We start from the raw sequence: 25,118 nt of genomic DNA, 5'->3' as shown, positions 1-25,118 counted from the left end.
AGTTATAAGTTTAAAGTGTTTAGGGCTAAGTTTACGAAGAAACTAGTAGGTGTTATATTTGTTTTACAATCTGTTATAGATAAAAAATGATCTTTTAAAAAGTGTTGATGTAAACCTCCTTCAATAATGGTACTTGCTAAACAAGAAGGGAATTCATAACTAGAATTACTAGCGATAATTATATCGCGTAAGCGTTGTACAATGCGCTTGTAAATAATAAAGTAACCGTCTTTGTTTTCTTGATCTACTTCTTTTGTTAAGAAGGATTTTGAGTTTTCATTAATAATAATCTTATTTAAGATTATCTCGTTAATGTGTGTGAAGTTTGTATCTTCCTTGGTTGTTCTACAAACAATATCTATCGCTTTCATTAATTTTTCTTTACTGTCGGAAATATTATGAGTTTCAAAAACCAATTGATATTCAATCCATGCCCAATACCAAGAAGATAAGTATAGTAATAGTTTATGTTTACTTTCAAAATACCTATAAATAGAGCTTTCGTTAGAACCTATTTCTTTCCCCAATTTTTTAAAAGTAAAACTGTCAAAACCAATTGAGTCTATTAATAAGATACTATGTTCTATGATCCGTTTCCCTAAAGCAGACGATTCTGGGTCTTTTATATAGATTTTTTCAGGAACGACAATTTTTAGATTTGATAGTAAATTTTTCATTATTAAAGTATTTATACGCAAATATAATAGTAATACTATTAAAAAAGAAATTAAAGTTATTATTATTGTCAGCTGTAGTTACAAGGATGTATCTAGTCGGTAGGAGTGGTTTATTTTATAAAAAATTCAGGAATTAAAATCAATTATTGTTTAAATCTAAACACGGATCGGACTTTTCAATTACATTGTTCCTTTGGAGAGGTGGGAACTGTCCATTTATCAGTTCTGGGTGAGGTAAAATGAAACTGGTGAAATACTTTTATGGATTGTTTCGAGGTAATCTAGTTTTAAGATTTTCTGGAGGTATGGATAGGAAGAGAAGGGTTCTGTTTAAATTATAGCAAATTCAAAAAGAAATACCTAAAATAACATATCGTATTCTAATGCTGGCTTAATGACATTGAATGTTAGTTTACAACTGAATTTTGAAAAGTAGCCTGCTTAGGTTAATTGTTATACGTCTGTTCTATTATTAAACTAATTGCATTTTTTATCCTTTTCATTCCTTTAGGAGTATTAATATCTATTTCACAAAAGAGTGTATCGGTAGATTTGGAATGTAGTACCATATAATAAATTCCAGCAACTAATAATCCTGATACAGCTCGTAGGTCAATATCTTTCCCTTGTAATTCTTTGTCTGATAAAGCAAAAAATTTTGAACCTAAACGCTCTCTTTCTTCACAAACTTCATACATGATTTCCGTTTTCTGACTAATCTCCCACAGTATGATTTTTTGCATTTCAGTATTTTTGTAAAAATAATCCAATTGATTTTGTAATAAGGAATCCAAAATCTTTTGGGTGTTTTCACCTTTATTCTTTTCCATCATCTCGCCAACATTTCCTGAAGCTGCTATCCAATAATCTTTTCCTCTAACATAAGTTTCTACTAAATCATCGACAGATTCGAAATAGAGGGAAATAAGACGACGACTTAAACCAGCAGCTTTTGCAATATTTGTTGCACTTAACCCTGTGTAGCCTTTAGTCTTTATTACTACTCCAACTGCATCAATAAGTTTTTGTATGGATCGGGCTTTGTCGTTAAATTCCCCTTGGTATCTTTTTTTTCCCATAATAGTTTTATACGAAATTTCACTTATGTCACAAATTTATGTGTTTTTTGTTACTATTGCGATAAGCAGCAAAGACATTTTACTTAAGAGAATAGGGTAAATCATTGCTGGTAACTAGAACATTAGTCAATTTTTTTATTTTTAATCTAATAGTCTATTAAAATCAATCTGCTTTAGAAATATTAAGTTTTTGATTTACGTATTCAAAAGCATTTAAAACAGTATCTAAATGTTCTCGAGTATGCGTAGCCATTAAACTTGTTCGAATTCTAGCATCTTTACGGGATACTCCGGGATAAACAATGGCATTGGCATACACACCAGCTTTAAAAAGTAGCCTTGCTGCGTCTCCCGTTTTATGTGGATCACCTATTTTTATAGGAATTATTGGCGAAGCAGTTGTTCCAATATTTAACTTCATATCAAGGAGTCCTTTTTTGTAATAAGCGACATTTTCTGCAAGTTTAATACGCCATTCTGGTTCAGTATCAATTAAATCAATTGCAGTTAGTAAGCCATTAATAGCTGGCGTAGCAGTAGAAGAAAAAACTTGTTGACGCGATTGAAATTTAAGATAGTTGGCAATTTCAGGTTTAGAAACTACAAATCCGCCTATATGTCCGAATGCTTTGCTTAATGTCCCAGATATGATATCAACTTTATCTAATAAATTAAATAGTTCAATAGCACCTCTACCATTTTCACCTAGAACACCAATACCATGAGCATCGTCAACCATAAGAAAAGCTCCGTATTGTTTTGTGAGTTTGTAAATTTCATCCATTTTGGCCAAGTCTCCATTTTGAGAATACACACCATCAATAACAACCATTCTTGTTTGATATTTTGATTGTGCATCGGATAAAGCTCTTTCTAAATGAACAAGGCTGTTATGTGGGAATCTTTTAAGGTTTGTTTCTAGCAAACCTTCATAAACACTAGCATGGACTGCCATATCTACAATAGCACAATCATTCTTTTTAAGCATTGCTAATAATGTAGCACTGTTGGCGGTATAACCTGTAGTATAAATAATGGATGAATCTTTAGGTCTGTTAAAAAAAGTAGATAGCTTATCTTCCAACATAACATGATATTCATGATGTCCACCAATAAGTGGTGATGCGCCAGCTCCTGTTCCATATTTTTGAATGCCCTCAATAGCGGCGGCTTTGACTTTTGGATGTTGAGTGAAATTTAAGTAATCATTAGAAACAAGACTTATGCATTTTTGTGGGGTATTGTCAAAAGGAGAACTAACCAATACTTCTGCTCCACAACCATTATGTGTTACGAAGCGATAATTCATATGTCCTTGAACTTCCATATAGTCGGTAAATTCTTTAAAAGCCATTGCGCTTTGAAAAGAATTATAGTTTGGAATACTTTCAAAGTCTTTAAAACTGGCCTTATTGAAATCAATGTTGTGTAATTCTGGCATAGAGTGGGATTTTTAGATCGTTAAATATAGTAATTTTCCCTAATACGGGATAATTTTAACTTTGATTGTTTTTTAAAAATTATCCATTGCATTTTTTTGTCGATAATTGGTGGTTATTGTTCTGTTTATCAGTGTTTTGTGTGTAGTTTTTTGTGTTTTGGTTTACGTTGAATCTACGTTAAGTTATGTTTAAATTGTGTTTAAATGTGGTATTTAATTTTCCCAGTATCGGGAAAATTGCTATATTTATGTAAAATAAAAATAAAAGGGTATCAAGGCTAGTGAGTAGTGAGTCTAAAAATAATAATATCAAAAGGGGGAATAAGAGTGGTTTAATATTAATTAAGTTAGAGTAATTAAGAAGCTTTAAACCACATTTCCCTTTTTTCTTTTGTTAAATATTAAAAGAATCTAAATAAAGACACTTTAGTGCATGCTGCTTTAGCTTCTATAATTTCTACAGGTACTCTATATCTATCGGAGCAAAATCAAATACTATTTAATGGCATTCTATAGTACTGGAAACACTATCTAAAATAGGAGCAGGAGATAGGTAAGGAATCCCAAGACCCAAACCACGAAGAATAAAAAGTAAACCAATAAAAACAACAAATACAGGAATTGCTTTTTGTATTTTTTGTCTGGCTGTGCCTTTTAAAAAGTGACTAAAATAAATAGCAGTAGTCATTAGTGGAATCGTGCCTATGCCAAAAACCACCATATATAAACTTCCTTTTAATGCATCGCCATTAGCTATAGCAGCAAACAAAGCCATATAAACAAGTCCGCAAGGTAAGAAGCCATTTAAAAAACCAATGGTTAAAAAGGTATCGGTAGTTTTTTTCTTTAAAGCACTGCCCAAAGCAGACTTTACCTTAGATATAAGTTTGTAAATAGGTTTTGAAAAATTGTACTTGTTAAATGTTTTTTGAGGTATTAAAACAACCAAGATCATTAAAATACCAATAATAACAGAGAGCTGCTGTTGAACCCCAAAAATATAAAGGCTTTTACCAATAAGCCCAAAAATTATACCAATACTACTGTAAGCTAATAATCTGCCAACATGATAAATAGTAATTTGAGATACTTTCTTATATGCATTTGTTCTGTCTACTGGAAGCATAAAAGCAATAGGTCCACACATGCCTATACAGTGGAAACTTCCTAATAATCCTAATACAAATGCTGAAATTAACATAACTAATTTTTAATTAATAAATTCTGTTATATTGTCAATAAATTTAAATGTTCCAACGACCATCTATCAAACAATTGTCAGGTATGAGCAAAGTCGGTTTAGATAATGAAATAATAGTATCAAAATCTAAGTATTTGTTAGATGGTCTTTGTAGGAACATTTTTTTAATAATTAATAGATTCTTTAAATAAATAAGAGTTACCGTTATATTGCCAATCAATTTTAATGTTCCAACGACCATCTACCAAACGATTGTCAGGTATGAGCAAAGAGGGTTTAGACAATGAAATAATAGTATCAAAATCTAAATGTTTGTTAGATGGTCTATAAAGGAACACTTTTCCAGTGATTTCGTTAACGTTTATAGTTTCAGGGAATTCAATAATTAATCCTTCTGCTGTTTTTTTATACGTTATATTTTCGCTTAAATTTTTAGCGTTTTTTAACTTATCAATATCTTTTTGATATTCTAGTTCTTCGGCATAATAATCCTCTGTTACTAGATCATGATCGTATGTATCATCTACATTCATAGTAATAATGAAGTACATGATAAAACTTATAAAGCCTATAAAAGCAATTACAATACCTGTTCCCCAGTTTATTTTCATCGTTTATCTTTTTTTAGTACCTCGAAGGAGAGGAACTTATTAATTTTTTATTAGCCTGAATTTATTTCAAAATCTATATGTTTCGTTATAAATCACTAACTGCCAACTGATGACTAAGCACTGCAAACTATATAACTATTTATAACTCCTTGGACCTAAAAAATTAGCCGTTGTAGTTTCAATTAGTTTATCATTTGCGTATACTCCAATCTTTATTTTATTTCTATCGCCTGTTAATGCCGAATTATTTATTTCGATAAATAAAGTACCTTCTGCAATCCCTTGACTTGGTACTACAAAACTATCGTGTGTAGCTACCAGTTTTAAATCACCTTTATGCGACATCAATTTGAAACTCACATGTTCAATATCTTTAATAGTTTTGTTTACTAATTTATAAGTGAAAACATTACTTATAATATTATTCTCTTTATGTTCGTACAACTGGCCTGGGAGTCTTAATACATTTGCTTCTACATCATTTCTTAAAAACAACATACCAGTTAACAAACCAATTAAAATAGAAAGCACTGCGATATAACCTTTAAGTCTGGCTGTTAACTTAAAAGGCGTTTTCTTTTTAATATTTTCTTCGCTAGTATATTTAATCAAACCCTTTGGCAGGTTAATGCTTTCCATGATATGATCGCATTCATCAATACAAGCTGTACAGTTTACACATTCTAATTGTGTACCATTTCTAATATCAATTCCAGTAGGGCACACATTAACGCATTGAAAACAATCAATACAATCCCCATGTCCTAAAGCCTCTCTGTCTTCATTTTTTCTAAATTTCTTTCTTCCATTTTCAGCTTCACCACGTTTATGATCATAAGCTACAACCACTGATTTTGTATCTAAAAGAACACCTTGTAATCTTCCATAAGGACAAGCGATAATACATACTTGCTCTCTAAACCATGCAAAGACAAAATAGAATACAGCTGTAAAAATGGTTAGAGAAATAAGAGTGCTTAAATGGCTAAATGGACCATCGATTATATACTGAATGAGTTTGTCGCTTCCAATTAAGTATGCTAAGAATACATTAGCAATAATGAAAGAAATGATAAGAAATATAATTAGTTTTAATCCTTTTTTTCTAATTTTTTCTGCATTCCATGATTGTTTAGATAGTCTTATTTGTTTTCCTCTATCGCCTTCAATCCAATATTCAATACGTCTAAATACCATTTCCATAAAAATGGTTTGCGGACATATCCATCCACAGAAAATTCGACCAAAAGCCACCGTAAAAAGTGTGATAAAAATAACGCCAATGATCATAGAGACCACGAATAAATGAAAATCTTGTGGCCAGAATGGAAATCCAAAAATATTAAAACGACGTTCTAAAACATTAAACATTAAAAACTGGTTCCCGCTTATTTTTATAAAAGGAGATAGTAGTAAAAAAGCTAACAATCCATAACTTACCCATTTTCGGTATTTATAAAACCTCCCGCTGGGTTTTTTAGGAAATACCCAAGCACGTTTACCTTCTTCGGTAACCGTACCTATAGAATCTCTGAATGTCTCGTTTTCTGGGGTTTCCATTTTTTAGATTTAAAGAATCAAGAACCAAGAATAAAGATTGTTTTTGATATTATTGGTTCTTGATTCATACTACTATTAATTCACCGAAGTTGTTAAAGAATCAATTTTGAATAGCGCTAGTTTCTTCTTCTTCTGGAGCATTTTCATCTGCCCATATATCACCTTCTGGCGCTTTAGGGTTTGCTGGCGTTGTTCCTTGTAATGTTAAAACATAACTTGCTACTTGTGCCATTTGTAAAGGTTTTAATTGTTGTTTCCACGCAATCATACCTTTTCCAGAGCGACCACCTTCTGAAACTGTTCTAAAAACGTTTTTAATACCGCCGCCTAAAATCCAATTTGGATCTGTTAAATTCGGACCAATACCACCACCACCATCTGCCATATGACAAGCAACACAGGTGGTTTCGAATATCGCTTTACCTGCGCTTAAATCTGAAGCTTCAGTAAGTAGTGTCACAGTATTTATATCTACTAAGTCTTTTGCTGTTTTTTTATAAGCTTCGATAGCTGTTCTTGCCTCTGCTAGTTCGGTTTCTAATTCATCAAATTGAGTATCACCATTAAAAATATGATACTTAGATAAATAAACAACGGCGAAAACAATAGAGATGTAAAAAGCATATACCCACCATGGTGGTAAGTTATTATCTAACTCTTTTATGCCATCATAATTATGGTCTAAAATAATTTCACTTTCTTGCTCTATTGGTTTAGAACCTAAAAGTTTTTTATAAATGTTTTTAATCCAAGTAAACTGGTATTGTTTTTCTTTTTCTTCTAAAAAACGTGCTTTGGCTTCTTCATCTAATTTATGAAGCATCACGTTTTCTAAAGCACCAACAATGGCTTCGATCGCAATTAATATGAGGAGTACTAAGAAAAGGAAAAGTAGCACAATAGGGTATTCAATAAATGCTGGTTTATCTCCTGAATCTATAAAGAATTCTACAACTCCAAAAATGAAGAAGAATGCTATAGGAACTCGTATCCAAGATGGGATTAATTTTCTCATGATATATCGTCGTTTTGGTTGTCTAATGGAATATTGCTTACGGTTTTTATATAGTCTTTTTTAGCAGTAAATACCCACCAAAAAAGTGCTACAAAAAATGTGAAAAAGATAAGTAAAGAGATCATCGGATAGATTTCGATGCCTGTAATACTCTCCATATGGTTTTTTACAAATTTTAACATGGTTATCTGTTTTTGATGGTTATTGTTGTGCTGTTTCTACTTTAATATCGGTTCCTAAACGTTGTAAATAGGCTATAAGTGCTACTATTTCTCTGTTTTTCATTTCTATAAAGTCTTCACCATTTTCTGAAGCATATTTTTTATCTGCTTCGTACGTACTGGCAAAGTCAGGATCTGTATAGAGATTTTTTTCTATTTGCTCGCCTTGGTCTAACATGTCTTTTTGCGCATTAGCAATGTCTTCTTCGGTATATGGAACACCCAATGATACCATCGCTTTCATTTTAGCTTCGGTCATAGATTTATCCAATTTACTACTGCTACCTGTTATTAACCAAGGGTAACGAGGCATAATGGATCCAGACGATGTGCTTTGTGGATCATACATATGATTAAAGTGCCAGTTATCAGAATATTTACCACCAAGTCTATGTAAATCTGGTCCTGTACGTTTACTTCCCCAAAGGAATGGATGATCGTATACAAATTCACCCGCTTTTGAGTACTCTCCATAACGTTCTACTTCACTTCTAAAAGGTCGAATCATTTGTGAATGGCACCCCACACAACCTTCACGGATATAAATATCGCGTCCTTCTAATTCGAGCGGCGTATAAGGTTTTATACTGGCTATGGTTGGAATATTAGATTTTACCATAATGGTTGGTACAATTTGAATAATACCACCAATTAAGATAGCCACAGTTGCTAAAAGTGTTAATTGAACTGGTCTACGTTCTAACCAGGTATGCCATCCTTCATTAGTAGTACGTTTTTTAGTAACACGTTCTAAAGCTGGTGCTTCTGCTAATTCATTTTCAACTTTACTACCTTGTTTTATAGTTACTATAACATTGTAAACCATTATAAGCATCCCTGTAAGGAATAAGGTTCCACCAATAGCACGCATCCAGTACATAGGCATAATTTCTGTTACCGTTTCTAAAAAGTTACCGTAAACTAATGTACCGTCTGGGTTAAATTGTTTCCACATACTTGCTTGCGTAAATCCAGCAACATACATTGGTAAAGCATACATAATGATACCTAGCGTTCCAATCCAGAAATGCAGATTTGCTAGGCCAACAGAGAATAGTTTTGTTTTGAAAAGTCTAGGGACTAACCAATATATCATACCAAAGGTTAGAAACCCATTCCATGCCAGAGCACCTACATGTACGTGCGCAATAATCCAATCTGTAAAGTGAGCAATAGCATTAACGTTTTTAAGCGATAGCATAGGCCCTTCAAAGGTTGCCATCCCATAACCTGTAATGGCTACTACCATAAATTTTAAAACAGGATCTGTACGTACTTTGTCCCAGGCACCACGTAAGGTTAAAAGCCCATTTATCATACCTCCCCAAGAAGGCATTAATAACATGATAGAAAATGCAACACCTAAGTTTTGTGCCCATTCTGGTAATGCTGTATATAATAAGTGATGAGGTCCAGCCCAGATGTATATAAAGATTAACGACCAGAAGTGAACTATAGATAATCTATAAGAATATACAGGTCTGTTAGCTGCTTTAGGAATGAAATAATACATGAGACCTAAAAAAGGCGTGGTTAAAAAGAATGCCACAGCATTATGTCCATACCACCATTGTACTAAGGCATCTTGTACCCCAGCATACACCGAGTAACTTTTTAATGCACTAACAGGTAACTCTAAACTATTAAATATATGAAGGACAGCAACGGTAACAAATGTGGCAATATAAAACCAAATAGCTACATATAAATGGCGCTGTCTTCTTTTTAAAATAGTACCAATTAGGTTCCATCCAAAAACAACCCAAATAAGTGCTATAGCAATATCAAACGGCCATTCTAATTCGGCATATTCTTTTGATGTGGTATAACCTAAAGGTAAGGTGATTGCAGCACCAACAATAATAAGTTGCCACCCCCAGAAGTTAATTTTACTTAAAATATCATTAAACATTCTGGCTTTTAGTAACCGCTGTGTAGAGTAGTAGACCCCAGCAAAAATAGCATTACCAACAAAGGCAAAAATTACGGCATTGGTATGTAATGGTCTTAATCGACCAAAACTAAGCCATGAAATACCATCGGTTAGATTAGGGAATAAAAACATAAATGCTAGTAGCAGACCTACCAGCATGCCCACAACACCCCAAAGCATGGTGGCGTATATGAAATTTTTAACGATTTTATTATCGTAATGAAATTGCTGCATTTCCATAATTATATAGTGTTATTCTTTTTTGGTTAGTATTGTTGTTTTATTGGAATTTTCTTTAACGAGTTCGTCTTCAAATAACATTCTTACAGATGGGGTGTAACTATCGTCGTACTGTCCTTTTTTTACAGCTATAATAAAAGCTATAAAAAAACCAACAGCTACAATAATGCTTATAGCTAATAAAATATAAATAACACTCATACCTACTTGAAGTTATGGTTCAAAATTACTTTCATATCTATTGTTAAAAAATGACTTTTGTCATGTTCTGTTAATTATGTTTTAAAATTATTGCACAGAGTTTCGCTGAGTTTTCGCAGAGTTTCACAGAGCGTTTTAAGTAAAAACATTCGTGTATTCTCTACAAGTTTTATTAATATTCCTCAATTTATATTCCTCAGTGCATCTCTGTGAAAATTATGTGTAACAACTATTTTAATTTTCTACTCACAATGTTTGTTGCTATGGTTGTAAATGCGACAATACTAATAGAACTAAGCGGCATTAGTATAGCAGCAACAACAGGTTCTAACTGTCCTGTAATTGCAAAATAAAGTCCGATACTGTTATATATGAATGAGAGTAAAAAACTCCATTGAATAATTTTTATAGCTGATTTAGATATTTTTATATAATTAAATAATTGATTGAATTTGGATGCATCTAAAATAGCATCACAGGCAGGAGAAAAAACATTCACATTTTCTGAAATAGCAATACCTACATTACTTTGTGCCAGTGCACCGGCATCATTTAGTCCATCTCCAACCATTAAGACATGGGCACCTTCATTTTGATGGTATTTAATGTATTCTAATTTGTCTTCTGGTTTTTGATTGAAAAGTAGCTTTGTTTTAGTTGGGAGTAGTTTTGTTAAGTTCTCTTTTTCACCTGCGTTATCACCAGAAAGAATAACCAGATCATACTCTTTTTTAAGAGTGTTAAATAACTGAGAGATTCCTTTTCTGTAGGCATTATAGAATGTAAACTTGCCTTTATATTTGTTGTTGGTACTAACGTGAACGGTTGTGTTTAACGTTGCCGTATCATTTGTATAGCCAACAAATGGCGCTGACCCTATTTTTATATTATGGTCTTTATATTTCGCTTCAATACCTTTTCCTAAAAATTCTTCGTAAGTATCTAATGTGAGAATATCATGTTTATTTAGGATATCATATAACGATCTGCTTAATGGGTGATTAGAACCTCGTAACGTACTCTTTAATAATGTTTCTTCATCTAAGGAAAGTTGAGCGCCCTCATAATTTATGGACGTTTCTTTATTGGCAGTTATGGTACCTGTCTTGTCGAAAATGATGGTGTTTATTTTAGCTAATTGCTCAATAACACTGGCATTCTTTAAATAGAATTTTTTCTTCCCCAGAATACGTAATATATTCCCGAAGGTGAAGGGAGCAGACAAAGCAATGGCACACGGACATGCTATAATTAATACCGAAGTAAAAACATTTAATGCTTTACTAGAGTCTGTTAATAACCAAAATGTGGTGGCTATTAATGCTATTAATAAAATAACAATGGTAAAGCGCTTACTAATGCCATTGGTAATATTTGTAAACGATAATTCTTTGTCTTTTTTAAATACATCGTTACTCCAAAGTTGTGTTAGATAACTTTGTTCAACCGATTTTAATACATCTACTTCTATGCTGCCATCCAGCTGTTTACCTCCTGCAAACAATTTGTCGCCCGATTGTTTAGAAACTGTTTTAGCTTCACCCGTTACAAAACTATAATCTATACGCGCAGTTCCTTTTATTAAAATACAATCAACAGGAATAAGCTCCTCGTTTCTAATAAGTAGTCGATCGCCTTTTTCAATATCATACACTTGTATGGATTCTTCTGTCCCTTCTGCTGCTATTTTTGTAATTCCAATAGGAAAATACGATTTGTAATCACGCTCAAAAGATAAAAAAGTATACGTTTTTTGTTGAAAAAACTTCCCAAGCAATAAAAAGAAGATAAGCCCTGTTAAGCTATCAAAAAAACCAGATCCAGCATCGAAAATAATTTCAGCAGAACTTCTTATAAATAATACTAGAACACCTAAAGCGATAGGGACATCAATATTTAAAATTTTAGATCGAAGTCCTTTAAAAGCGGAAATAAAATAATCTTGTGCGGAATAAAAAACAACAGGAAGTGTAAACAAAAACATCAACCATCTAAATAGATGCTTATATTTTTCTATCCAAAAACCATCCACTTGAAAGTATTCTGGAAATGATAAAAACATTACATTTCCAAAGGCAAAACCAGCTATTCCTAATTTGTATATTAAGGATCGATCTATATGTTTTTTACCAACACTATAATCGTCTAAACTTATAAAAGGTTCGTAACCAATGCTACTTAATAAAGCAACTAAGTTTTTTAATGTAAGTGATTCACTGTTATAAGTAACGCGAACATTTTTTTTACCAAAATTGACAATAGACGAATTTACCGACGGATTTAATTTATTTAAGTTCTCAAGAACCCAAATACAGGAACTACAATGAATGTGCGGAATGTATAAGGTGACTATTTGAGTATTGTCGTTATTAAATTCCAGTAATTGTTCTACAATTTTAGTATTATCTAAAAAATTGTACTTGCCTTCAATATCCTTGGGAGTTGCCCCAGGGGCTTGTTGTAAATCGTAGTAACACGTTAAATCGTTTACAGAAAAAATTTCATAGACAGTTTTACAGCCGTTACAACAAAATGACTTATCATCAAATATGATTGTATTGGATGTAGCATCTAACCCACAATGAAAACATGTGTTATTGCTCATTTTATTTGCTCATTTATACCTTATACAAAGGTTGAAAGTTAATAGCTGTTTTAATATGATAATTGTCATGTTTTATTTATTTTTACATACTGAGTAATTAATTATTATGGGCAAGTGCGAACAATGTATTATCAAACAATTTAATTCGCTTAAGTCGTTGACTAAAGATGAGTTAGTGCGTATTTCTAATTGTAAAACCTCATACACTATAAAAAAAGGCACTGTTATTTTTGAAGAAGGTGATGCTGTAAATGGCGTGTATTGCGTTAAGGATGGTATTTGTAAGCTTTCTAAATTAAGCGAAAATGGCAAAGATCAAATTGTTAAAATGGTTGTAAAAGGACAATTGTTGGGACAACGTTCACTTATTTCTGATGAGAATTCTAATTTACAGGCAACCGCTTTAAACGATATGGAAGTCTGTTTTATACCTAAAAGTGAAATCATTATGGACCTTCAAAAGAACCCAAAGTTTTCATTTGATGTGTTAAAAGATATGGCGCATGATTTAAGGGAGGCAGATGATATTATCGTTAATATGGCTCAAAAATCTGTAAGACAACGTTTGGCAGAAGCTTTAATATATATACATGATAGTTTTGGCGTTAATCCAGATGGCACACTTAGTGTTTTGTTATCTCGTGAAGATTTTGCCAATATCGTTGGTACTGCTACCGAGTCTGCTATAAGGGTGTTATCTCAATTTAAAAAAGAAGGTCTTATTTCTACTATAGGAAAGCAAATAAAGATAGAAAGTTTAGATGGTCTAAAACGGATTGAATAGCTATATAAAATTATAAAAAAACGCTCTGAAATTTTCAGAGCGTTTTTTGTTTTACTTAGTTTGTCGGCGCTTCCGCTTCTATTTCTTTTATAGTCATTTCACCATCTATGGGTGCATTTTCTTTTTTAAGATACGTATCTAAAAATTTAAGAATACTACTATAAGCTTCAATTTGATTTTCTTTTTTTACAAAACCATGCCCTTCATCTTCAAACAAAACATATTCTACAGGAATCCCATTCTTACGAACACCAGCAACGATTTCATCAGACTCTACTTGTAAAACTCTAGGATCTTTGGCGCCTTGTAAAACAATTAAAGGTTTGGTTACTTTATCGGTATGGAATAAAGGAGATATTCTATGCAACCTTATTGAGTCTGCTGTGTGCGGGTTTCCTAATTCTTTATAAAGTGCTTCTTTAAAAGATTCCCACCATGGCGGAATACTTTTAAGGGTACGCATCCAGTTAGTAACACCAAATAAATTGACACCAACGGCGAATTCTTCTGGTGTATAAGTTAATGCGGCCATCGTCATGTATCCACCATAAGAGCCGCCCATAATACCAATTTTGCTAGCATCAATCTCTTGTTGTGAGGCTAGCCAATTTTTGCCTTCTACACAATCTTGTAAATCTTTTTCACCATGATTTAGATCATCCATTTGGAAAAATGTTTTACCATAGCCACTACTACCACGATTATTGACAGCTAGTACTGCATAGCCATGGTTAACAAGGTATTGCGTTAGAGAACTAAAGTTTTGTCTGCTTTGCCCGCCAGGACCACCATGTACTAAAACAAGGGCTGGTACTTTACTTGTAATAGATGCTTGATGTGGTAAGTAATAAATAGCAGGAATTTCTACACCATCAAAAGATTTATATCGAATCACTTTAGCTGTTACTAAATGATTTGCGTCTATATCCTTATTAAGGACATTAGTAAGTTGATGCTGTTCTTTAGTCCCAAGGTTATAAATAAATAAATTTGATGGGCTATTAGAACCTCCAACATACATACGCATCGTCGTTTCGTCTCTGGAAATACCCACACTGGTTATACTACCGTTTTGAAAATCTGGAAGTTCTAAGTTTTTACCCGAAGCCATGTCTGTTATTTCTATGGCGTTTTTAGCATCTTCATTTATAAAACTGACCATGTATTTCTCATTATGAGTAAAATAAATACCGTTTACATCCCAAGACCTTTCTAAAACTTTTTCCTTTTTACCTGTAGTGATATTATGTTTCATGACATATGAAAACTCTGCACCATCATCTGTCGTATAATAAAGAGTTTCGTTGTCTAAAGAAAAATCTTCAGCAGAATTACTACTTTGATTGTCGTTTACTTTGGTGAGTGATTTATCTGTTCGATTATAAATAAATATATCACTATCGTTTGTGTTTATGGTTTTACTAAAAGCCAGGAGGTTTTTGTTGCTTGAAATAGCATTAAAATTATAACCTTCATCGTTTTGATAAATTAGTTTGGACGACATATCCTCAATGGTCATTTCATAAACATCCATATAGCGTTTGTCCCTTTTATTAGAACCATAAGTAAAGCTTTTTCCATCGTGAGACCAACCGTAAAAGGAAGCTCTAGCGCCTTCATCTGGTGTTAGTTCTGAAATAGTACCATCTATGTCTCGTAAATATAAATGATAAATTTCATCACCATTACTATCGGCTCTATACAGCATACGTTCATCATTTGGAAAATAAGAAATGGCAAAAATTGATGAAGAGTCTGAAACCGTTATAGGCGTAAAATCACCTCCAGTTGTAGGAACAGTGTACATATTATAAATTCCAGATCGATTACTAGAGACTAATAATTTTGATTTGTCTGGAGAAAAACTCCCTCCTCCCACAGCTTCATTATCCATGAACTGTTCAATCGTGTACTCTTTTAAATTAAGAGCGACTTCTTTTGTTTGGCTGTCTTTTTTACAAGAAGCAAACAAAACCAGTAATACTAAGCTTATTAGTTTATTCATATTTAATTGGTTTTAAATGATTTTACATCTTTAAATAGGGATAGGTTTATGTCTTTTACTAAATTTTTGTAGGTTTTCCAGTCTTCATTAAAAAATGTATTTGTTTTGTCGATCCCATTTTTTAAATCCTTTTTTGCGTGTTCTAGTAATATGGTTTCTGTTTCTGTTAATCCATTTTGTCTAGATCTAACGTAACCATTTGCTATATTAATACGTTGACTGATATTAACTTCTGGATTGCGAGTTATGCCTTGTCTTTTGTCTTCCTTTCCTAAAAACAGATTAATAATGTTATCAATCTTCTCGGTAATATTCTTTGAAGCCTTTATTTGATCTTTGTACAATTCCTTGTCTAATTTTTTTAAATCGGATTGATATTTTTTAGCAGTTTGTTTGCTTTCAACAAGTTGTTTAACAACATCTGCCATGGTTTGTGTCATTTTTTCAATATCCTTTAAAGCATTGTATACCTCATTGATTGCATGATCCGATTTATTTAAACGTGGATCGTTTTTGATAGTAATCATTTCTTCTGAGGTTAAGTCTCCAAAATTCAATACTATTTTATAAGTCCCAGGCTTCACTCTAACGCCTCTAGGTTCATTTTTACTTTTATTAATTTTTCTAGAAGCTCTATCTGGTCCTTTTTCATTCATGGCCCAAGTCCATTTATGTATCCCTGTTTCTTTAGGAGCTTTTTGCTTTAATGTTCTTATTAAACGGTCTCCATCATAAATTTTCATAGTTAATGAATCCCATTTGATTAGATTTTTGTCGTCATCCTGAACTTGACTTAGGGTCTCATTTTCATCTTCTTCTTCTTCTTCTTCTTTATCGTCATTAGACGCCTCTTTTTTATCAATGGTTACATAATAGGATATTTGGGCGCCTGCTTTTCTGTTCTCTCCATGATATATTGCATCAGCACCAAATCGGGTTCCTGTAGGTTGTTGATAAGCGGCTAGGTATGCTGTTGGAGGTTGAAATAATTCTAATTTTTGATTAAGAACTTCTTGATTTTTTGCTATGGCTCGTAATGGACGAATATCATCTAATACCCATGCAGCACGCCCAAAAGTTCCAATAATTAAATCATGTTCACGTGGATGGATAACTAGATCTTTTACAGGCACTGTAGGGAAGCCTTCTGTCCATTTGACCCATTTATTCCCTGCGTCTAATGATATGTATAAGCCATCATCTGTTCCTAAAAATAATAGGTTCGGATTTTCAATATCTTCCACTATTGATAATGTATAACTTTTTACATCCTTAGTATGAACAATGCGTTGCCATGTTTTACCATAATTCTTAGTTCTGTAGGCATAAGGAGTGTAATTAAAACGCCTGTAATCATTAGCTATTAAAAGGGCTTCACCTTTATTTTTATTGGATGCTTTTATCTGTGGAATCCAACTTCCCGAAGGTAAACCTTTAATGTTTTTTGTAACATCGGTATAAGTTTGTCCACCATTTTGAGTGACATGCACACGTCCATCGTCTGTACCAATCCAAAGCATATCCTTTTCCAAAGGAGAAGGTTCAATAACTAAAATAGTACAGTGATTTTCTGCACCCGTTGCATCAATGGTTAATCCGCCACTTTCACTTTGTTTTTGTTTTTCAGGATTGTTGGTTGTTAAATCTTCAGAAATAATCTGCCATGTTAAGCCTTTATCAGTCGACTTATGAACAAATTGACTTCCGAAATAGAGTGTGCTAGAATTAAAAGGATCGATATTGATAGCCGAGTTCCAATTAAACCTGAGTTTTACATTGGCGTCGGGATGTGTTGGTCTTACCGAATAATTATTTCCAGTCTCAGCATCGTATCTACTTACATAACCTTGTTGACTCATAGACCAGCCAAAACGAGAATCTTCTTTATCTGGAACCACATCAAAACCGTCACCAAAACTTATTTCTTGCCAGTAAGAATTTCTAATGCCTTGTGCGCGCCACACATAAGCAGGTCCCTTCCATGAACCATTGTCTTGCATGCCTCCATAAACATGATATGGAATATCATTATCTACGTTAATATGATAAAATTGCGCAACAGGCAAATTTCCTATAAAACGCCACGTTTTACCACCATCTTTAGTAATGTTTAAACCGCCATCATTACCGTCTATCATAAAATCACCATTGGTAGGGTTTATCCACCAGGAATGATGGTCTGGATGCACACCATTATTAGCACCATAAGCAGGCATAAGTTGTGAAAAGTTTTTCCCGCCATCTTCACTAACATTAACATAGGTATATATGGAGTAAACACGATTTTCATTTTGTGGATCTACGTAGATTTCAGAATAATAAAAAGGACGATTACCAATGTCGCTTTTATCATTTATTTTTTGCCATATAAAACCGCCATCTTCACTTTTATAGAGGGCATTTTTTTTAGCTTCAATAAGCGCATAAATAGTATTGGGGTTGTTTGGAGCAATAGCAACACCTATACGTCCTAAGTTCCCTTTTGGTAAACCATCTTCATCAGTTATTTTTTTCCAGGTTTCACCACCATCATGTGTTATATGTAATCCAGAACCTTCACCACCAGAATTAAAATACCAAGGGTCTCTTTTATGTTCCCACATGGCAGCAATGAGTTTATTAGGGTTTGTTGGATCCATAACTAAATCGGCAGCACCCGTTTTGTTATTAATGAATAAAATTTTATTCCAGGTTTTACCACCATCGGTTGTTTTAAAAACGCCACGTTCGGGATGTATGCCCCACGGGGAACCAATAGCTGCAACATAAACGGTATTTGGATTTGTTGGATCAATAACAATACGATATATATGACGTGTTTGTTCTAAACCCATTAGTATCCAATTTTTTCCGCCATCTAATGATTTATAAATCCCATAGCCGCCATTTAAACTATTTCTAGGGTTTCCTTCACCCGTTCCAGCCCAAATAACACTTGGATTTGATTGTTGAATAGCAATAGCTCCAATAGAAGCTGTAGCCTCATCATCAAAAATAGGTTGCCATTTAATACCCCCAGAAGTAGATTTCCATAAACCTCCAGAAGCAGTACCCACGTACATAATATCTGGATTGGAATTTACAACATCAATTGCTGTGACACGACCAGACATGCCGCCAGGGCCAATGTTTCGTGGTGTCATGTTTTTTAATAAATCTATTGAGAATTCTTGGGAGAATAAAGAAAATGATACTAGTAGTATCAAGAGGTAACTTGTTTGTTTCATTATATATTTTAATTGGGTGGAATAAAGATAATAAAAACTTGATGTGAGACTCTTAATGAGATGTTAATGCTATTCTATTATGGAAAAAATATAGTATTTTTATACAGCTATGATAAATAATACAACAATAAGGAAGGGATTTGTATTTAAAAAGTACGAAAAACCTTTCCAATCTCCATTTGATAAAATTTTTGAAGTGTTCAAAGAGCTCATCACTCATACTTCGGGTGATTTTGATGAAGCCATCGATTGGTTGCGGGAATTGGATAAAGAATACAAACTTACTACAGCCGATTATACCATTGATGATTTTATAGAAGATCTTAAAAAGAAAGGTTACATAAAAGAAGAGATAGATCCTGATGGCAAAGGGGGAATGGCCATTACAGCAAAAACGGAACGCGCTATTCGTCAGCAAGCATTGGATCATATATTCGGTAAGATTAAACGTAGCGGACAAGGAAACCATAAAAGTAAAAGTCCTGGAGTTGGTGACGAGCATACGGGCGATTTTAGAAACTACCAATTTGGTGATGCTCTGGATAAAGTATCTATGACAGAAAGTTTAAAAAATGCTCAGATCAACCATGGGATTGGAGATTTTAATTTGTCTGAAGAGGATTTGGTCGTTGAAGAAACACTTCATAAATCGCAAATGAGTACTGTTTTGATGATTGATATTAGTCATAGTATGATTCTTTATGGAGAAGATCGAATTACACCAGCTAAAAAAGTAGCGATGGCGTTGGCAGAATTAATCACAACGCGGTATCCAAAAGATACTTTAGATATTTTAGTGTTTGGAAATGATGCGTGGCAGATAGAAATTAAAGACTTACCTTATTTAAAAGTAGGACCCTATCATACCAATACTGTGGCAGGCTTACAGTTAGCAATGGATTTACTCCGAAGAAAAAGAAATACCAACAAACAAATTTTTATGATCACCGATGGAAAACCAAGTTGTTTACGTTTACCAGATGGTCAGTACTATAAAAATAGCAATGGGTTAGATAAACATATTGTCAATAAATGCTATGCCATGGCGCAACAAGCAAGACGTTTACATATTCCTATTACAACGTTTATGATTGCACAAGATAGTTATTTGATGCAGTTTGTAAGGGAGTTTACCTATGCCAACCAAGGGAAAGCATTTTATACGGGTATAAAAGGATTAGGTGAAATGATTTTTGAAGATTACGAAACAAATAGAAAAAAACGTATTAGAGGAAGTTAGAAATATAAATAGTACTTGCTCCTCCCTTATTTTTAAGGGAGGTGGATTTTCAGAATGAAAATTCGGAGGGTTAAACATATTATAATGAAAGAAAAATACATTCGTTAAAATATTATAATCAAACTAGTGGAAAGAATATGTAACTAAAAACACCTCTTTCTTCCGATTTAAAAAAAATCGAAATTCATCTCCTCTTTAATTAAAGAGGAGAACAGTAACGATCAAACTATGAAACAAATAGAAAAAAATGTATTAGAGGAAGTTAAAAATATAAATAGTACTTGCTCCTCCCTTATTTTTAAGGGAGGTGGATTTTCAAAATGAAAATTCGGAGGGTTAAAGATGTTATAATGAAAGAAAAATACATTTGTTAAAATATTACAATTAAACTAGAAGAAAGAATATTTAAATAAAACACCTCTTTCTTCCGATTTAAAAAAACCGAAATTCATCTCCTCTTTAATTAAAGAGGAGAACATTAACGATTAAACTATAAAACAAATAGAAAAAAGGATTAGAAGAAGGAAGTTAGAAATATAAATAGTACTTGCTCCTCCCTTATTTTTAAGGGAGGTGGATTTTCAGAAGAAAATTCGGAGGGTTAAACATACTATAATGAAAGAAAAAATAGATTCGTTAAAGTATTACAATAAAACTAGTAGAAAGAATATTTAAATAAAACACCTCTTTCTTCCGATTTAAAAAAAATCGAAATTCATCTCCTCTTTAATTAAAGAGGAGAGCAGTAACGATTAAACTATAAAACAAATAGAAGGAATTGTATTAGAATAAGTTAAAAATATAAATAGTACTTGTTCCTCCCTTATTTTTAAGGGAGGTGGATTTTCAGAAGAAAATCCGGAGGGTTAAACATATTATAATGAAACAAAAAATACATTCACTAAAATATCTAAAAGAAAGAAGAGCAGAATTAAGGCAATCCTTAACACCAGCTGAAGCTTTTTTGTGGAAACATTTAAAATCAAGACAATTTGAAGGAAGACGTTTTACAAGACAACACAGTATTAAAAACTATATTGTAGACTTCTATTGTTCTAAAGAAAAACTAATAATTGAATTAGATGGTGAAGTTCATAACAATGAATTAGCTAAAGAAAAGGACGATCAAAGAACAAAATATTTAACAGAATTAGGTTATACAGTAATAAGATTTGAAAACAAAATGGTTTTTGAAAATTTAGGATCTGTATTTATGGAAATAAAAGAACATTTTAAATAAAACACCTCTTTTTTTAGATTAAACTATGAAACAAATAGAAAAAAACGTATTAGAGGAAGTTAAAAATATAAATAGTACTTGTTCCTCCCTTATTTTTAAGGGAGGTGGATTTTCAGAATGAAAATTCGGAGGGTTAAAAACACGATAATAAGAAAAAAAAATCATTCAGTGGAGTATTTAAAAGAATAAAAAATTAACAAGAAAAAGAGAAAAGAAAAAAGAGGGGAGAATACAGACAATGAGAATTAAGTCAGGTTTCTTTTATCTATCTCCTTTTTTTCTAAATAAAAAATATGAATATAGAAAGTATAAAAACACTCGGTGAATTAAAAAAAGCAGGCTACCAATCTAAATCTATAAAAGATGAATTAAGAGGCAATCTAATTGAGAAAATAAAGAATAAAGAAACAACTTTTGAAGGTGTTCACGGTTATGAAAATACGGTGATTCCTGAGTTAGAACGTGCCATTTTATCACGTCATAATATCAATCTTTTAGGATTGCGAGGACAGGCAAAAACGCGTTTAGCTCGTTTAATGTTGAATTTATTAGATGCATATATCCCTTATGTTGAGGGCTCTGAAATTAATGATGACCCATTACATCCTATTTCTAGATTTGCAGTAGAATTGATAAAAGAAAAAGGAGACAAAACCCCTATTTCATGGTTGCATAGAAGTGAACGTTTTGCAGAAAAATTAGCAACTCCAGATGTTACGGTAGCTGATATTATTGGTGACGTAGATCCTATTAAAGCAGCTAATTTAAAATTGAGTTATGCAGACGATAGAGTGATCCACTACGGTATGATACCAAGAGCAAATCGTTGCATATTTGTAATTAATGAGCTACCAGATTTGCAAGCAAGAATTCAAGTAGCCTTGTTTAATATTTTGCAAGAAGGGGACATTCAAATTAGAGGATTTAAATTACGATTACCATTGGATATTCAATTCTTATTCACGGCAAACCCTGAAGATTATACCAATAGAGGGAGTATTGTAACCCCTTTAAAGGATAGAATTGGTTCTCAAATATTAACCCATTACCCAATAGATATTGAAACGGCTAGATTAATAACAGAACAAGAAGCCAGATTGGTAGAAGGACAAAAACAAACGGTTTTAGTTCCAGACCTAGCAAGAGACCTCTTAGAACAAATTGTATTTGAAGCTCGTGAAAATGATTTTATTGATGCTAAAAGTGGCGTAAGTGCCCGATTGAGCATTACGGCACTGGAAAACTTGCTAAGTACAGCCGAGCGCAGGGCTTTAATATCTGGAGAAAAAACCACGATGTTACGTTTAAGTGATTTTGTTGGTATTATTCCATCTATTACAGGAAAGGTAGAATTGGTTTATGAAGGGGAGCAGGAGGGAGCAGCAATGGTTGCTTATAATTTAATAGGAGCAGCAATTAAAAATTTGTTCAATGAATTTTTTCCGAAGATTGAAAAACTAAAAAAACAAGAAGATGAAAGTCCTTATGACGATATTATATCTTGGTTTTTTAATCAGAAAGATGGTTTTGAGTTGTTAGACGATCTACGTGATAAAGAATATAGAAGTTTATTAGATGCTATTTCTCCTTTAGATGATCTGTTGGGTAAATATCAGCCTAAAATATCTAAAGAAGACAGTTATTTTGTAAAGGAATTTATACTTTGGGCATTAGTAGAACTTAAGCAATTAACTAAACAAAGATTTACTGAGGGGATTCAGTTTAAAGATCCTTATGGAAGTTTTATAAATGGGATTTAAAATAGAATTTATGGTGCAGTAAAATCTATTTTATGATTTAGTAACGTATATTCATAAATAAAAACCTACTTATGAACAAACGTTATCCTACAGCTGTTTGCCTGTTCCTTTTATTGATGAACTTTTCTAATGCCCAAATTTCAGAAGTGAATTTTTTGAACAGAGATTATGACTATGGTATACAACCATCAAATATTCAAGCTAATGATTTATATGATGTCTATGTAGCATGGCGAAATGCTTTTGCAACACCATGCACGAATGGAAGATATAGAATAAAATTTGATACGCCTACCGAAACAGTTTCAGAAGGCGTAGCCTATGGCATGCTGTTGTCTGCCTATGCAAATGATAAAGAACTTTTTGATGGCTTATGGCTTTATTATCAAGACTTTTCTAATACTAACGGTGTTATGAACTGGAAAATAAATGCTTGCTCTAACGTTATTGGAGAAAATGGTGCTACCGATGCAGAATTAGATGCTGCCATAGCCCTGATTGTAGCAGAAAAACGTTGGGGAAATACAGGTGCTATAAATTATCAAAATGATGCAAAAACTTTAATAGCTGCTATAAAAAATCATGAAGTTGAAGCAAATACAAATATTTTAAAACCAGGTGATGCCTGGGGTGGAAGTGTTAATACAAATCCATCATACTTTACAACAGGTTATTTTAGAGTGTTTGGAGATTATACAAACGATATAACGTTTTGGAATGCCGTTGCCGATAAAAGTTATGATATTATTAATGCTAATTTGTCTAAACACAGTGCTGCCTACAATTTAGTATCAGATTGGTGTGAAGCAGATGGCGATTATTCAGCCATAGTCTCTTGGGCTTATGATGAAGGAAAATCTTATTATTATGATGCTGCCAGAACACCATGGCGAATAGCGATAGATTATGTGTGGTATGGTAATTCTAAAGCATTAGATTATTCGGTTTTATGCAACGATTTTGTTACAAATAAAGGTGGTTTTGATCAAATATATCCAGGTTATAATCAAGCTGGTGTTGCGATCAATACAACTTACAAAGATCCAACGTTTACTGGTGCTTATGCTACTGCGGCCATGTCTTCAAATACTCAAAGTTTTGTAGATAATGGTTATACTGAGTTAAAGAATCAATCTACAAGTGCCTATTTTGGAGCCACATTAAGAGCGCTCTATATGTTTGCTCTTTCAGGTAATACTTATAATCCATTAAACGAACCTGTTTTAAGTGTTATAGAATTGGATGATATGCCTTTTGAAATATATCCTAATCCTGTTTCAGATCACTTATTTATAAGTTTTAGAGTTCCAGAACAGAGAATAATTAATCTGTTTTCAGTTAAAGGAAATAAGTTACTTAGTAAAATAGTTAATACTTCTGAAATAGAATTAGACATCTCTCACTTAAGTAGTGGTATTTATTTTTTAAATATCAATAAAGAAAGTTTTAAGATTGTTAAGTTATAAATCTTTACAGTATCTCAACTTTTAATATTTTTAACGCATAGTTCAATAATTTGATCTATGCGTTTTTGTTTCTTCTCTTTTCAGCTTCTAAGAATTTTTGACACGAATCAGCCTTTTGACTGGCAGGTTTCACGAATTCACAGAAATTCAGTTTTAACATGTTTATTCTTTTATTTTGGTATGTCACAAAGTAAACTTTTAGTCTGCCAAAACGAATCTTTGGACTTCCGTCTATGGTTTAGTTCTGGTCAATTTATTGTAAAAAAAAGTTAATAATCTGTAAGTATAGTATTATAGGGATGTTTATATAATATATATATTTACAATGATATTTTTTATTTTTTTAAGTAAAAAACTGAAGATATACTATTTAAAATGTTAAAATATTACTTTTTTACAATCGTAAAACAAGTGCGTATTCACCAAATATTAAGATAACGTATTTAATTAACGTGAGCTCAATATAGCGATGAATACATTTTAATTTAAAATCAATCACTTATATTCTCTTGTAAGGTTGATCACACTCGAAACCTATAAAAAAACACTCAATTTTTTAAACCTTTCGACACTCTCAAGGTGACAAATACCAATCATTATAGTGGATTTTAT

18 protein-coding genes are annotated in these 25,118 nt (G+C 32.6%); 5 read left to right on the top strand and 13 right to left on the bottom strand.

Annotated elements, in window-relative coordinates; translation table 11 throughout:
- Window positions 1-2 precede the first annotated feature (2 nt).
- The 11 genes from Q4Q40_RS08505 to Q4Q40_RS08455 form a co-directional block, all read right to left on the bottom strand.
- On the bottom strand, window positions 3-677 hold the full coding sequence (locus Q4Q40_RS08505; RefSeq protein ID WP_303301360.1) for a TetR/AcrR family transcriptional regulator: 675 nt from the start codon (window positions 675-677) through the stop codon (window positions 3-5).
- 446 nt (window positions 678-1,123) lie between these two features.
- Window positions 1,124-1,756: a TetR/AcrR family transcriptional regulator gene (locus Q4Q40_RS08500; RefSeq protein ID WP_303301359.1), complete on the bottom strand. Its 633-nt coding sequence runs from the start codon at window positions 1,754-1,756 to the stop codon at window positions 1,124-1,126.
- A 163-nt stretch (window positions 1,757-1,919) separates the two neighbouring features.
- Window positions 1,920-3,197: an aminotransferase class I/II-fold pyridoxal phosphate-dependent enzyme gene (locus Q4Q40_RS08495; protein WP_303301358.1), complete on the bottom strand. Its 1,278-nt coding sequence runs from the start codon at window positions 3,195-3,197 to the stop codon at window positions 1,920-1,922.
- Window positions 3,198-3,696: 499 nt separating this feature from the next.
- Window positions 3,697-4,398, bottom strand: a complete 702-nt coding sequence (locus Q4Q40_RS08490; RefSeq protein ID WP_303301357.1) for a sulfite exporter TauE/SafE family protein — start codon at window positions 4,396-4,398, stop codon at window positions 3,697-3,699.
- A gap of 164 nt (window positions 4,399-4,562) precedes the next feature.
- Window positions 4,563-5,009 carry a FixH family protein gene (locus tag Q4Q40_RS08485; RefSeq protein WP_303301356.1) on the bottom strand — a complete coding sequence of 149 codons (447 nt, stop codon included), beginning with the start codon at window positions 5,007-5,009 and terminating at the stop codon, window positions 4,563-4,565.
- A 135-nt stretch (window positions 5,010-5,144) separates the two neighbouring features.
- Complete coding sequence (gene ccoG / locus Q4Q40_RS08480) at window positions 5,145-6,569, bottom strand: cytochrome c oxidase accessory protein CcoG (protein WP_303301355.1); 1,425 nt, start codon at window positions 6,567-6,569, stop codon at window positions 5,145-5,147.
- Between the two features lie 100 nt (window positions 6,570-6,669).
- Window positions 6,670-7,584: a cbb3-type cytochrome c oxidase N-terminal domain-containing protein gene (locus Q4Q40_RS08475; protein ID WP_303301354.1), complete on the bottom strand. Its 915-nt coding sequence runs from the start codon at window positions 7,582-7,584 to the stop codon at window positions 6,670-6,672.
- A complete protein-coding gene (locus tag Q4Q40_RS08470; RefSeq protein WP_303301353.1) occupies window positions 7,581-7,766 on the bottom strand; it encodes a CcoQ/FixQ family Cbb3-type cytochrome c oxidase assembly chaperone in 186 nt (61 codons plus the stop codon). Before Q4Q40_RS08470 ends, Q4Q40_RS08475 begins: the two co-directional genes overlap by 4 nt.
- Window positions 7,767-7,785: 19 nt before the next feature.
- Window positions 7,786-9,978: a cytochrome-c oxidase, cbb3-type subunit I gene (ccoN, locus tag Q4Q40_RS08465; RefSeq protein ID WP_303301352.1), complete on the bottom strand. Its 2,193-nt coding sequence runs from the start codon at window positions 9,976-9,978 to the stop codon at window positions 7,786-7,788.
- A 12-nt stretch (window positions 9,979-9,990) separates the two neighbouring features.
- The gene (gene ccoS / locus Q4Q40_RS08460) at window positions 9,991-10,179 is read right to left on the bottom strand and encodes a cbb3-type cytochrome oxidase assembly protein CcoS (RefSeq protein WP_303301351.1); all 189 of its coding nucleotides are present in this window, start codon (window positions 10,177-10,179) and stop codon (window positions 9,991-9,993) included.
- 229 nt (window positions 10,180-10,408) lie between these two features.
- Complete coding sequence (locus Q4Q40_RS08455; protein ID WP_303301350.1) at window positions 10,409-12,784, bottom strand: heavy metal translocating P-type ATPase; 2,376 nt, start codon at window positions 12,782-12,784, stop codon at window positions 10,409-10,411.
- A 106-nt stretch (window positions 12,785-12,890) separates the two neighbouring features.
- On the opposite strand from Q4Q40_RS08455, the gene Q4Q40_RS08450 reads away from it, so the two are divergent.
- Window positions 12,891-13,568: a Crp/Fnr family transcriptional regulator gene (locus Q4Q40_RS08450; RefSeq protein ID WP_303301349.1), complete on the top strand. Its 678-nt coding sequence runs from the start codon at window positions 12,891-12,893 to the stop codon at window positions 13,566-13,568.
- A 55-nt stretch (window positions 13,569-13,623) separates the two neighbouring features.
- On the opposite strand, the gene Q4Q40_RS08445 is transcribed toward Q4Q40_RS08450, so the two are convergent.
- Both Q4Q40_RS08445 and Q4Q40_RS08440 read right to left on the bottom strand, forming a co-directional pair.
- Window positions 13,624-15,573: a S9 family peptidase gene (locus Q4Q40_RS08445; RefSeq protein ID WP_303301348.1), complete on the bottom strand. Its 1,950-nt coding sequence runs from the start codon at window positions 15,571-15,573 to the stop codon at window positions 13,624-13,626.
- Window positions 15,574-15,575: 2 nt separating this feature from the next.
- Window positions 15,576-18,800, bottom strand: coding sequence for a VPS10 domain-containing protein (locus Q4Q40_RS08440; protein WP_303301347.1), 3,225 nt, complete (start codon window positions 18,798-18,800; stop codon window positions 15,576-15,578).
- A 109-nt stretch (window positions 18,801-18,909) separates the two neighbouring features.
- On the opposite strand from Q4Q40_RS08440, the gene Q4Q40_RS08435 reads away from it, so the two are divergent.
- The 4 genes from Q4Q40_RS08435 to Q4Q40_RS08420 all read left to right on the top strand — a co-directional run bounded on the left by Q4Q40_RS08435 (window position 18,910) and on the right by Q4Q40_RS08420 (window position 24,506).
- Window positions 18,910-20,040 (top strand): vWA domain-containing protein, encoded by a 1,131-nt coding sequence (locus Q4Q40_RS08435; RefSeq protein ID WP_303301346.1) that lies wholly within the window; start codon window positions 18,910-18,912, stop codon window positions 20,038-20,040.
- 880 nt (window positions 20,041-20,920) lie between these two features.
- Window positions 20,921-21,280 (top strand): endonuclease domain-containing protein, encoded by a 360-nt coding sequence (locus Q4Q40_RS08430; protein ID WP_303301345.1) that lies wholly within the window; start codon window positions 20,921-20,923, stop codon window positions 21,278-21,280.
- Between the two features lie 293 nt (window positions 21,281-21,573).
- Entirely contained in the window at window positions 21,574-23,040 is a 1,467-nt protein-coding gene (locus Q4Q40_RS08425; RefSeq protein WP_303301344.1) for a magnesium chelatase, read from the top strand.
- Between the two features lie 71 nt (window positions 23,041-23,111).
- Complete coding sequence (locus Q4Q40_RS08420; protein ID WP_303301343.1) at window positions 23,112-24,506, top strand: glycosyl hydrolase family 8; 1,395 nt, start codon at window positions 23,112-23,114, stop codon at window positions 24,504-24,506.
- Window positions 24,507-25,118 lie beyond the last annotated feature (612 nt).

The organism is Flavivirga jejuensis (assembly GCF_030540765.1).
Lineage (GTDB): Bacteria > Bacteroidota > Bacteroidia > Flavobacteriales > Flavobacteriaceae > Flavivirga > Flavivirga jejuensis.
The sequence above is the reverse complement of the archived record's forward strand: the minus strand, read 5'-3'. Positions and strand labels throughout refer to the sequence as shown.